Consider the following 12,160-nt stretch of genomic DNA (forward strand, 5'->3'; position numbering starts at 1 on the left):
GGCGTTGTCAGTGGTCACCCGTAGTCTCGGAATGATGCCTGAATCGACCATTGAACCCAGTGAACCAAGATCCGCCGTCCGCTCGCTGCTGCGGCTGTGGCCCTACCTACGCCCCGTCCGGGTCCGGCTGTTCGGCTCGGTGGCCGTGGCGGTGACGGCGTCGTGTCTGGCGCTGCTGATCCCACTGGTCCTGAAGTGGATGGTGGACGGGCCGGTGGCGGACCGGGATCCGGCGGGCGTGTGGCTGGGGGGCGGGCTGGTGCTGGGGCTGGGGCTGCTGGAGGCGGGTCTGTTCGGGGTCCGGCGGTGGCTGGTGGCACGGCCGATGGCGCGGCTGGAGGCACAGATGCGGGGGGATCTGTACAGACAGTTGCAGAGGCTGCCGGTGGCGTTCCACGACCGGTGGGGGTCAGGGCAGCTGCTGTCGCGAGGGACGAATGATCTGCAGATATTGCGGATGTTTCTGACGTTTCCGCTGGTGTTCCTGATCGTGAACGGGGTCACGATCCTGGTGGGGTTCGGGATCCTGCTCAGCCAGCAGTGGTCGTTGGGGCTGGTGCTGCTGCTGCCGGTGGTGCCGCTGGTGGTGCTGTGTGCGTACTTCGAGTCGCGCTACGCACTGGCGGCACGCCGGGCACAGGACCAGATCGGGGATCTGACCACGCTGGTCGAGGAGTCGGTGCTCGGCATCCGGATCATCAAGGCGTTCGGGCGGCACCGCAGCCAGGCGGTGGCGTTCCGGGAGCAGTCGCACCGGTTGCGGACGACGGAGCTGCGCAAGGCGCGGCTGCTGGCGGACCTGTGGGCGCTGATCACCGGGCTGCCGGATGTGGCGCTGGGGGCGGCGCTGGTGTTCGGGTCGGTGCAGGTGGCGGACGGCGCCTTGTCGGCGGGCACCCTGGTGGCTTTCCTGTCGACGGCGCTGGCGCTGCGGTGGCCGGTGGAGTCGCTGGGGTGGCTGCTGTCGATCAGCAACGAGGCGGCGGCCTCGGCCGACCGGGTCTTCGAGGTCATGGATGCCCCTGTGCCGGAGGAACCGGACGAGCCGGAGGCGGAGAAGAGGCCGGGGCGGGATGATCCCCCCGCCGGCCCGGCCGACGGCGAGGGTCCTGATGGGATCCGCTTCAGCGGCGTGCGGTTCCGGTATCCGGATGCGCCGGAGGGCACGCCCGATCTGCTGACCGGCGTCGATCTGCACATCCGCACCGGCGAGACGCTGGCGCTGGTCGGGGCGACCGGCTCGGGCAAGACCACGCTGACCACCCTGCTACCCCGGTTGTACGAGGCGACGGGCGGCCGGATCACCCTGGACGGGATGGATTCGGCGTGGCTGGCCCGGCCGGTGCTGCGCGCGATGGTTTCGACGGCGTTCGAGGAGCCCACGCTGTTCTCGGCCAGCGTCCGGGACAATGTACTGATGGGGGCGCCGGGGGCGACCGAGGGGGATCTGATGCGCGCGCTGGAGACCGCTCAGTGCGGCTTTGTGCACGCGCTGCCCCGGGGCGTTGACACCCAGGTCGGTGAGCAGGGGCTCAGCCTCTCGGGCGGACAGCGGCAGCGGCTGGCACTGGCCCGGGCGGTGGTGGGACGGCCGCGCTTCCTCGTACTGGACGACCCGCTGTCGGCGCTGGACGTGCACACCGAGGCGCTGGTCGAGGCCGCGCTGCGCCAAGTTCTGGCGAGCACGACGGCCCTGGTCGTCGCGCACCGGCCGTCCACGGTGATGCTCGCCGACCGGGTGGCGCTCCTCGACGAGGGTCGCATCACCGCTGTCGGCACCCACCACGAGCTGCTGCGGGACAACACCGCGTACCGGTGGCTGATGTCCGGCGGCGGCGAACAGGCGGATGAACGGATCGAGGGGATCCCGGCCTGATGAGCTCCGTGACCGAGCAAGCCGCAGGCAAGTCCGACCCCGACCGGCCCCAGGGCCCGGCCGCCCCCGGGCAGCCCCAGCCCCAACGGCCGGATCCGGGAGCGGCACAGGCGCCCGGCGCCACGGACGGCAGGGACGACAGGGACGAGCTGCCGGCGCCCGACGGCGCGTCACGGGCACTGGTGCGCGCCCTCATGGGCCCGCACAAGGCGCGCGTCTGGCTGGGAGCTGTCATGATCCTGCTCCAGCAGGCGGCCGTGCAGGCGGGGCCGCTGATAGTGGCGTACGCGATCGACCGGGCGATCCCGGCGCTGCGCCGCCATGACCACGGTCCGCTGATCGCGGTGGCGGTCGGGTACATCGGCTGTGCGCTCGCGGGCGGTCTGTTGCAGCGCGCGTTCATCCGGCTCTCCGGGCGGGTCAGCCAGGCCGCGCTGCTGGATCTGCGGGGGCGGATCTTCCGGCACGCGCAGGCGCTGGGCCTGGACTTCCACGAGCGGTACACCTCGGGGCGGATCATCGCCCGCGCGACCTCGGATGTGGAGTCGATCCGCGAGCTGCTCACAGAGGGGCTTCAGGAGCTGCTGAATGTGGGGCTCTCGGTGCTCTACATCTGCGTGGTGCTGCTCTGTCTCGACTGGGGCCTGGGCCTGTTCGCCCTGGCCACCTCGGTCCCGCTGGTGTTCACCATCCGTTCCTTCCGCCGCCGCTCCGGGCGCGTGTACCAGCGCCGTTCGGCGGCGACCGCCTCCGTCATCGTGCGCTTCACCGAGACGATGAACGGCATCCGCCCCGTGCAGGCTTTCCGCCGGGAGGCCTCGAACGACGAGGCGTTCGACGAGCTCAACCGCACACACGAGCGCGCGAACGGCGACGCGATCCTGGAGATGGGCCGGTTCACCGTCACTTCCTGGCTGATCGCGAATACTTCCGTCGCGCTGGTCGTGCTGTGGGGCTCCTACCGGGTCGCGTCCGGATCACTGGCGCTGGGGGTGCTGGCAGCCTTTGTGCTGTATCTGCGGCGGCTGTACGCGCCGATCGATCCGCTGGGGATGTTCCTCAACTCGTACCAGTCGGCGGCGGCCTCGCTGGCGAAGATCGCCGGGCTGCTGGCCCAGCGGCCGTCTGTTCCCGAGCCCGCCCAGCCGCGGCCGCTGCCGGACCGGGCGAGCGGCCGCCCCGGCCGGGAGGTCGTCTTCGACGGGGTGCGCTTCGCGTACCGCACGGGTGGCGAAGTGCTGCCGCGCTTCGATCTGACACTGCCCGCCGGGCAGACGGTCGCGGTCGTCGGGGCGACCGGCGCCGGCAAGTCCACCCTCGCCAAGCTGCTGGCTCGCTTCTACGATCCGTCCGGCGGCCGGATCACACTCGACGGGGTGGACCTACGGGAACTGGCCACGGCGGAGCTGCGGCGCGGCAGTGTGATGGTCACCCAGGAGGCGTTCCTCTTCTCCGGGACCGTCGCGGAGAACATCGCGATCGGCAAACCGGACGCCTCCCGCGAGGAGATCGAGCTGGCCGCCAAGGCGATCGGAGCGCACGACTTCATCGCCTCTCTGCCTGAGGGCTACGACACGGATGTGCGCAAGCGCGGCGGCCGGATCTCTGCCGGGCAGCGCCAGTTGGTCGCCTTCGCCCGGGCACTCCTCGCCGATCCGGCGGTGCTGATCCTCGACGAGGCGACCTCCTCACTCGATGTGCCCGGCGAGCGGGCCGTGCAGCGGGCCATGCATACCGTGCTGAGCGGGCGGACGGCAGTGATCATCGCGCACCGCCTGTCGACAGTCGGGATCGCCGACCGCGTGCTGGTGATGGAGGGCGGCCGGATCGTGGAGGACGGCACGCCGGACGAACTCATCGCGGGCGACGGCCGGTTCGCCGGGCTGCACCAGGCGTGGCGGGAGAGCCTGGTGTAGGGCTCGGCAGTTGTAGGTTCCGCGCTTCGATGGACAACGGACACGCGAAATGGGCAATGGATGAGCAATTTCACGGTTCCGTGGTCACTGACTGCTCTCAGTAACTGCCGTCCTCCACATGGCGATCAAGAGTCCAGCCGCTTCCAGCAGGAAGCACGCGTTGGCCATGACAACGATCCGGTACGACGCTGCCTCGGTGCGTGAAGTCCCCTTCCGTGATGTGAGGTTGGCGGACTTCACGTGGTCGGTGCCGTGGCGGAGTTTTCGCTCCGCCCACGGTCAGACGCATCACTCGGGATGTTATGCATCGGCCGTCTGACCGCCCGCGTCGGCGAACGGGTGCGTCGGCATGTGCCGGACTTCCTGCTGGTCATGGCTTCGGGGACCGTGCGGGTAGTCAACGTCAAGCCGGCAGAGCGGCTCTCCGATCCGGAGATCGTGGAGGCCCTGGCCTGGCCGGGGGAATTGATCGAGCGGCATGGCCGGGAGTACGAGATCTGGTCAGGAACGGATCGCGTGCTCTTGGAGAACGTCCGTTTCCTTGCGGCCTATCGCCGTCCTGGTGTGGTTCCTGACGCCGAAATCGAGCGGGCTTGGCAGAGCGTCCAGGACGGGGACCGGCTGGCGGAGGCTGAGCGCCGGCTGGCCGCTGGACGGCCTGACCATGAAGCAAGGCCCCCATTCCTGGCTCTGCTGTGGTCGGGGCGGCTGACCACTGATCTGTCAGCGTGCTGCGCCGACTGGCGCACGTCCCGCCCGGCTGGCGGCCGATCCAAGCAGGTGTTCAAAACCTGGCTCGAGGCCCAGACTCCAGGGTTCCGTGACGGGATCAAGATCGTGGCCATGGACGGCTTCACGGGCTTCAAGACCGCCGCAGCTGAGGAAATCCCCGACGCAGCGGAGCAGTTTCCGTGGACACGTAACCAACGTGACACACCGGTCAGCGCGCGGGCAGTCCTATCTGCAACTACCCCCCACAGACAGGAGGCCACGCCTCCTTCGCGGGTCCGGGGCGCCGCGGAATCGTTTCAGCACCAGCGCCGGGCCTGCCGTCGGCATCTTGGCGGCGACAGAGGGAAAACCCTTAACTCCAAGTCATGATAATGACATGCACAGGTAAATCATGGGAGTCTCCTTCCATCGTCCGCCGCACAGCACCGCCACAGGGAGCCCCACAACTCCCGCTGTACGACGGGCGTCGCACGTCCCACCCGCACGGCACCGCTCTGCCCGGCCAGCCAGACCCCGGCTGCCCGGTTTCTGTCACCGGCCGCCAACCCGCGGCCGCCGCAGTAGGAGTACGAGTGAGACGATCCCCCCGCAAGGCAGTCGCAGCCGGAGCACTGGTCGCCACGGCCGCGTTGCTCGCCGTAGGCGTACCGTCCACCGCGGCCACCGCGTCCCCGGCCGGCGCCGCCAAGAGCAGCGTCAGCAAGAACGCCAAGCCTCGAGCCGGAGCCCTGGAGGTCAAGCTGACCCCCGGTCAGCGCGCCGCACTGCTGAAAACCGCCAACGACAACAGCGCCGCCACCGCGAAGTCGCTAAGCCTCGGCAGCAAGGAGAAACTGGTCGTCAAGGACGTCCTCAAGGACGCCGACGGCACCGTGCACACCCGTTACGAGCGCACCTACGCCGGGCTCCCGGTGCTCGGCGGCGACCTCGTTGTGCACACCCCGCCCTCTGGCAAGAGCGGCACCGCCACCTTCAACACCAAGGCCACCGTCAAGGTCGCCTCCACCACCCCGAAGGTCACCGCCGCCACCGCGGAGGGCAAGGCAGTCCAGGTCGCGAAGACCCTCAAGGCCGTCAAACCCGCCGCGAAGAGCGCCCGCAAGGTCGTCTGGGCCGCCCAGGGCGCCCCGACGCTCGCCTGGGAGACCGTGGTCAGCGGCCTCCAGGACGACGGCACCCCGAGCCAGCTGCACGTCATAACCGACGCCGCCACCGGCAAGAAGCTCTCCCAGTACCAGGGCATCGAGACCAGCACCGGCAACAGCCAGTACAGCGGCACCGTCAACCTCTCCACCACGCTGTCCGGCTCGACGTACCAGCTGTACGACACCACGCGCGGCGGTCACAAGACGTACAGCCTCAGCAACGGCACGTCCGGCACCGGCACCCTGATGACCGACACCGACGACGTCTGGGGCACCGGCTCCGGCTCCAACACCCAGACCGCCGGGGTCGACGCCGCCTACGGCGCCCAGATGACCTGGGACTTCTACAAGAACACCTTCAACCGCAGCGGCATCAAGAACAACGGTGCCGCCGCCTACTCGCGGGTCCACTACAGCACGGCGTACGTCAACGCCTTCTGGGACGACACCTGCTTCTGCATGACCTATGGTGACGGCACCAGCAGCACCCACGCCCTCACCTCGCTCGACGTGGCCGGCCACGAGATGAGCCACGGCGTCACCTCCAACACCGCGGGCCTCAACTACACCGGTGAGTCCGGAGGCCTCAACGAGGCGACCTCCGACATCTTCGGCACCGGCGTCGAGTTCTACGCCAACAACAGCACCGATGTCGGCGACTACCTCATCGGCGAGAAGATCGACATCAACGGCAACGGCACCCCGCTGCGCTACATGGACCAGCCCTCCAAGGACGGCTCCTCGGCCGACAGCTGGTACTCCGGCGTCGGGAACCTGGACGTCCACTACTCCTCGGGCCCGGCGAACCACCTCTTCTACCTGATGTCCGAGGGCAGCGGCAGCAAGACGATCAACGGGGTCACCTACAACAGCCCGACCTCCGACGGCGTCGCCGTCGCCGGTATCGGCCGGGCTGCCGCCCTGCAGATCTGGTACAAGGCGCTCACCACGTACATGACCTCCAGCACCAACTACGCGGGGGCCCGTACCGCCGCACTGTCGGCTGCCACCTCCCTCTACGGGGCCAGCTCGGTCCAGTACGCCGGGGTCGCGAACGCCTTCGCCGGCATCAACGTCGGCGCCCACGTCACCGTGCCCACCGGCGGCGTCACGGTCACCAACCCGGGCAGCCAGAGCACCACCACGGGCAGCGCGGTCAGCCTGCAGATCGCGGCCAGCAGCAGCAACACCGGCTCGCTGACCTACGCCGCCACCGGCCTGCCCACCGGGCTGTCGATCAGCAGCTCCACCGGCCTGATCAGCGGCACCGCCAGCACCGCCGGCACCTACAGCACCACCGTCACTGTCACCGACAGCGCCGCAGCCACCGGCACGGCCGCCTTCACCTGGACCGTCAGTGCCTCCGGCGGCGGCGGCACCTGCACCTCCGCACAACTGCTGGGCAACAACGGATTCGAGTCGGGCAGCACCACCTGGACCACGAGCACTGGTGTGATCACCAACTCCAGCAGCCAGGCCGCCCGCACCGGCTCCTACAAGGCCTGGCTGGACGGCTACGGCTCCACCCACACCGACACTCTCTCGCAGTCGGTCGCGATCCCCAGCGGCTGCAAGGCGAGTCTCACCTTCTACGTGCACATCGACACGGCCGAGACCACCACCAGCACGGCCTACGACAAGCTCACCGTCACGGCCGGCTCCACCACCCTGGCCAGCTACTCCAACCTCAACGCCGCCACCGGCTACGTCCTGAAGACCTTCGACCTGTCCTCCCTCGCCGGCACCACCGCCACCATCAAGTTCAGCGGCGTCGAGGACTCCTCCCTCCAGACCAGCTTCGTCATCGACGACACCGCCCTGACCACCAGCTGATAGCACCGGCCCAAAGCAAGCCCCAGTTCGAGTTATCGATCTGGTGATCACCCGCAACGCGGTCCGCTCTGGTAGAGTGGGCCGCGTTGCAGTTGTGGTACCCATGAATGAACGTGGTGTGCGCCTGATCGGTTGCGATCTGGCGCATATTTGTTTTGTCCGGGCATTGCCCGGTGTGGGGAGACAGTGCGGCTACTGATAATCCCCGATAGAGGAGAAATTCATGGCTACCGGAACCGTGAAGTGGTTCAACGCGGAAAAGGGCTTCGGCTTCATTGAGCAGGACGGCGGCGGCGCCGACGTCTTCGCCCACTACTCGAACATTGCCTCGCAGGGCTTCCGCGAGCTCTTCGAGGGCCAGAAGGTCCAGTTCGACGTCACGCAGGGCCAGAAGGGCCCGCAGGCGGAGAACATCGTCGGCCTCTGAGCCGATTGAGCACTGAGAGGCCCGCACCACCAGGTGCGGGCCTCTCAGCCGTCCCGAGGAAGGTTTACCTTGCTGCGCTTTTCCGACCTGCCACTCGACCAGGCGCTGGTGTCCGCCCTGACCGCGAACGGGGTCACCGAGCCGTTCCCGATCCAGGCCGCCACCCTGCCGGACTCCCTGGCGGGCCGGGATGTGCTGGGCCGCGGTCGCACCGGCTCCGGCAAGACCCTGGCCTTCGGGCTGCCCCTGCTCAACCGTACGGCCGGGCGACGGGCCGACTCCAAGGCGCCGCTGGCGCTCGTCCTCGTACCGACCCGAGAGCTTGCGACGCAGGTCACCGAGGCGCTCGCGCCCTATACCGCGGCCCTCGGCCTGCGGTCCACGACTGTCGTCGGCGGCACCTCCATCGGGCGGCAGACCGATGCCCTGCGCAAGGGCGTGGAGTTGCTGGTCGCCACGCCGGGCCGGCTCGCCGACCTCATCGACCGGCATGCGGTACGGCTGGACAAGGTCACCATCACCGTCCTCGACGAGGCCGACCAGATGGCCGACATGGGCTTCCTTCCGCAGGTCACACGGCTTCTGGACCAGGTTGCCCCGGGCGGCCAGCGGATGCTTTTCTCGGCGACCCTGGACCGGCAGGTCGACAAGCTCGTAAGACGTTTTCTCGCGAACCCCGTAACGCATTCCGTGGACCCGTCCGCAGCGACCGTGACCACCATGGAGCACCACATCCTGCATGTGGACGACGACACCAAGCGCGCCACGACGGCGGAGATCGGCGCCCGCGAAGGCCGCGTGCTCATGTTCGTCGACACCAAGCGCGGCGCTGACCGGCTGACCAAGCATCTGCTCGGGCAGGGCGTGCGGGCCGTCACCCTGCACGGCGGCAAGTCCCAGCCGCAGCGCAACCGGGCCCTGGACCATTTCCGCGAGGGCCGCGCCAATGTGCTGATCGCCACGAATGTCGCCGCCCGTGGCATCCATATCGACGGCCTCGACCTTGTCGTCAACGTCGACCCGCCGACCGAGGCCAAGGATTACCTCCACCGCGGTGGGCGCACCGCCCGTGCCGGTGAGTCCGGCACTGTCGTGACTCTGGTGCTGCCCAACCAGCGGCGTGAGAACGCCCGCCTCATGGCCGCCGCCGGCATCCGGCCCCACACCGCCCGGGTCCGGCCCGGCGACCCCGAGCTCATCCGGGTCACCGGTGCCCGTAAGCCTTCCGGCTCCGCCGTGGCCGTCGCCGGAACCGAGCCCGCCGCCGGCACCGCGCCCACCGCCGCCGCCGGCCGCCGTCGGCGCCCCCGTCGTACCCCCGCCGAAGCCGGTACGGGCGCCGTCACCGGCTTCGGGGCCGGTGTCGGCCGCACCCGGGGCAAGTCGGCCTCCCCCGCCGGCCGCGGCGGCGCCGTCGGCCGGCGGGCCCGCGGCGAAGCCCGCTAGTCCGGTCCGGCCGCGGGCTTCCCCGCCCGCCCGAGGCCTACCGGAGCAGGCCTGCGGTCATGCCGGCGGATTCCGCCGGGACGGCGATGAGGCCGAGTTCGGCACCGGAAGCCAGCAACCGGTGCGCCGGGAGGATGCGGACGGTGTAGCCGAAGGGGCCGGTGCGGTCGAGGGTGAGAGGCCCTTCGTAGGTCCAGCGGGCGTCGATGTCGGGGACGGGGGAGGTGGGTTTGAGGGAGACGACGGTGGGATCGGCGATGCGGTCGGACTCGTCGACCCGGCCGGAGACGACTTGGACGTCGACGTCACCGGGTTCCAGCTCGCCGAGGGCGACCTGGACGCGGAGGGTGAAGGTCGCCCCCAGCTCGGGCGAGCCGGCAGCGGTTTCGACGTGGTCGACGCCGACCCGGGGCCATTGGTCCCGCACCCGGCGCTTCCACAGCGCCAGTTCGCGCGCGGCGGGGGCGTCTACGGTGCGATGGGCGCGGGCGGCGGGGGCGTAGAGCAGGCCGACGTAGTCACGGACCATGCGGCCGGCGAGCACCTTGGGCCCGAGGGTCAGCAGGGTGTGCCGGACCATTTCGATCCAGCGCTGGGGCAGGCCGCGGCCGTCGTGGTCGTAGAAGCGGGGCGCGACCTGCCGCTCGATGAGGTCGTAGAGGGCGGCGGCCTCCAGATCGTCCCGCCGGTCCTCCTCGGACGGTCCGGACAGGCCGTCGGCGGTCGGGATGGCCCAGCCGTTGTTCCCGTCGAACCATTCGTCCCACCAGCCGTCCAGCACGGACAGATTCAGGCAACCGTTGAGGGCGGCCTTCATTCCCGAGGTGCCGCAGGCCTCGAGCGGGCGGAGCGGGTTGTTGAGCCACACATCGCAGCCGGGGTAGAGGTGCTGGGCCATGGCCATGTCGTAGTCGGGCAGGAAGACGATGCGGTGCCGCACGCGCGGATCGTCGGCGAAGCGTACGAGTTCCTGGACGAGCCGCTTGCCGCCGTCGTCGGCGGGGTGGGCCTTGCCGGCGACGACGATCTGGATCGGGCGCTCGGGGTGGAGCAGCAGGGCCCTCAGCCGGTCCGGGTCCCGGAGCATGAGGGTGAGCCGTTTGTACGAGGGGACCCGGCGGGCGAAGCCGATGGTGAGGACGTCGGGGTCCAGGATGCTGTCGGCCCAGCCCAGTTCGGCCTGGCCGGCGCCGCGCTGGCGCCAGGAGGCGCGCACTCGGCGCCTTACGTCCTCGACGAGCTGTTCGCGCAGTTCGCGCCGGAGTTCCCAGATGGTGGGGTCGGGGATCTCGGAGATGGCGTCCCAGCGCTCGACCGATCCGGTCATGAGGGCGTCCTCGGCGCGCTGGGTGCCGATCTGCCGGGCGCCGAGCCGGAACACCTCGGGGGCGACCCAGGTCGGCGCGTGGACACCGTTCGTGATCGAGGTGATCGGCACTTCCTCGGGGTCGAAGCCGGGCCAGAGCCCGGCGAACATCTCACGGCTGACGGCGCCGTGGAGGGTGGAGACCCCGTTGGCCCGCTGGGCGAGCCGCAGTCCCATCACGGCCATGTTGAAGACATTGGGGTCGCCGCCGGGGTAGGTCTCTTGGCCGAGTTCCAGCACCGGGGCGATGTCGACTCCGGCCAGCTCGCCGTCGTCCCCGAGGTGCCGGTCGACCATGGCGCGGTCGAAGCGGTCGATGCCGGCCGGCACTGGGGTGTGGGTGGTGAACACGGTTCCGGCGCGTACGGCTTCCAGCGCGGCGGCGAAGTCCAGCCCGGCACCGGCGTCGGCGTCCCCGGGACCGGCGCTCAGTTCGCGGATCCGCTCCAGCCCCTGAAACCCCGCGTGCCCTTCGTTGGTGTGGAACACCTCGGGCGCGGCATGTCCCGTCAGCCGGCAGTAGATCCGCACCGCGCGGACGCCGCCGATGCCGAGGAGCATCTCCTGGAGCAGCCGGTGCTCGCTGCCGCCGCCGTAGAGCCGGTCGGTGACATCGCGCTCGGCGGCGCCGTTCTCCTCGACGTCGGAGTCGAGGAGGAGCAGTGGTACGCGGCCGACCTGGGCCTTCCAGATGTGGGCCCGCAGCGACCGCCCGCCGGGCAGCGCCAGCAGGACAACGGCCGGGGTGTCATCGGCGTCCCTCAAAAGGGTGAGGGGCAGTTCGTTCGGGTCGAGTACCGGATACTGCTCCTGCTGCCAGCCCTCCCGGGACAGCGACTGCCGGAAGTATCCGTGCCGGTAAAGCAGGCCGACTCCGATGAGGGGCACGCCCAGATCGCTCGCGGCCTTCAGATGGTCCCCGGCGAGGATCCCGAGGCCGCCGGAGTACTGCGGGAGGGCGGCGGTGATCCCGAATTCAGGCGAGAAATAGGCGATGGCGGCGGGGAGCTCGCGGTTCTCACTGTCCTCCTGGTACCACCTGGGATTGGTGAGGTAGTCGTTGAGGTCCTCGGTCGCGGTGGTCAGCCGACGCAGGAACCTGCGGTCCTGGGCAAGGGCCGCCAGCCGTTCCTTCGAGACGGCGCCCAGCAGCCGTACCGGGTCTCCGGCGGCTCTGCGCCAGCCGTCCGGGTCGACGCTCTGGAACAGCTCTCGGGTCTCTGGGTGCCATGACCAGCGCAGATTCTGCGCCAGCCGGCCAAGCGGGCGTAGGGGTTCGGGCAGAACGGTTCGCACGGTAAATCGCCGAATAGCCTTCACAATCCTCGACGGTAGCGGCAACCTCCGGCTCCATGGTGGCAACCGGACACCGAACACGCCCTTTACCTTTCCCTGACCGGGGGTCACCGTGGAGCTTTC

At 69.6% G+C, this 12,160-nt stretch carries 6 protein-coding genes and 2 pseudogenes; 7 read left to right on the top strand and 1 reads right to left on the bottom strand.

The genetic code is table 11. The features are described 5' to 3' along the window. Positions 1 to 34 precede the first annotated feature (34 nt). The 7 genes and pseudogenes from FCI23_RS21070 (at position 35) to FCI23_RS21100 (ending at position 9,375) form a co-directional block, all read left to right on the top strand. Positions 35 to 1,876: an ABC transporter ATP-binding protein gene (locus FCI23_RS21070; protein ID WP_136725492.1), complete on the top strand. Its 1,842-nt coding sequence runs from the start codon at positions 35 to 37 to the stop codon at positions 1,874 to 1,876. Then, positions 1,876 to 3,792 (top strand): ABC transporter ATP-binding protein, encoded by a 1,917-nt coding sequence (locus FCI23_RS21075; RefSeq protein WP_136725493.1) that lies wholly within the window; start codon positions 1,876 to 1,878, stop codon positions 3,790 to 3,792. The genes FCI23_RS21070 and FCI23_RS21075 overlap by 1 nt, the downstream gene beginning before the upstream one ends. Positions 3,793 to 4,164: 372 nt before the next feature. Then, positions 4,165 to 4,461: pseudogene (locus FCI23_RS59885) on the top strand (TnsA-like heteromeric transposase endonuclease subunit); the annotation flags it as partial. A gap of 96 nt (positions 4,462 to 4,557) precedes the next feature. Beyond that, positions 4,558 to 4,692 (top strand): annotated as a pseudogene (locus FCI23_RS21085) (transposase); the annotation flags it as partial. Positions 4,693 to 5,096: 404 nt separating this feature from the next. Beyond that, positions 5,097 to 7,502, top strand: coding sequence for a M4 family metallopeptidase (locus FCI23_RS21090; protein ID WP_136725494.1), 2,406 nt, complete (start codon positions 5,097 to 5,099; stop codon positions 7,500 to 7,502). Positions 7,503 to 7,725: 223 nt separating this feature from the next. Next, on the top strand, positions 7,726 to 7,929 hold the full coding sequence (locus tag FCI23_RS21095) for a cold-shock protein (protein ID WP_136725495.1): 204 nt from the start codon (positions 7,726 to 7,728) through the stop codon (positions 7,927 to 7,929). Between the two features lie 69 nt (positions 7,930 to 7,998). Next, complete coding sequence (locus FCI23_RS21100) at positions 7,999 to 9,375, top strand: DEAD/DEAH box helicase (protein ID WP_246143880.1); 1,377 nt, start codon at positions 7,999 to 8,001, stop codon at positions 9,373 to 9,375. A gap of 37 nt (positions 9,376 to 9,412) precedes the next feature. On the opposite strand, the gene glgP is transcribed toward FCI23_RS21100, so the two are convergent. Continuing rightward, on the bottom strand, positions 9,413 to 12,061 hold the full coding sequence (gene glgP / locus FCI23_RS21105) for an alpha-glucan family phosphorylase (protein ID WP_136725496.1): 2,649 nt from the start codon (positions 12,059 to 12,061) through the stop codon (positions 9,413 to 9,415). Positions 12,062 to 12,160: the final 99 nt, after the last annotated feature.

It is taken from the genome of Actinacidiphila oryziradicis, assembly GCF_005047355.1.
In the GTDB taxonomy this organism is placed as follows: domain Bacteria; phylum Actinomycetota; class Actinomycetes; order Streptomycetales; family Streptomycetaceae; genus Actinacidiphila; species Actinacidiphila oryziradicis.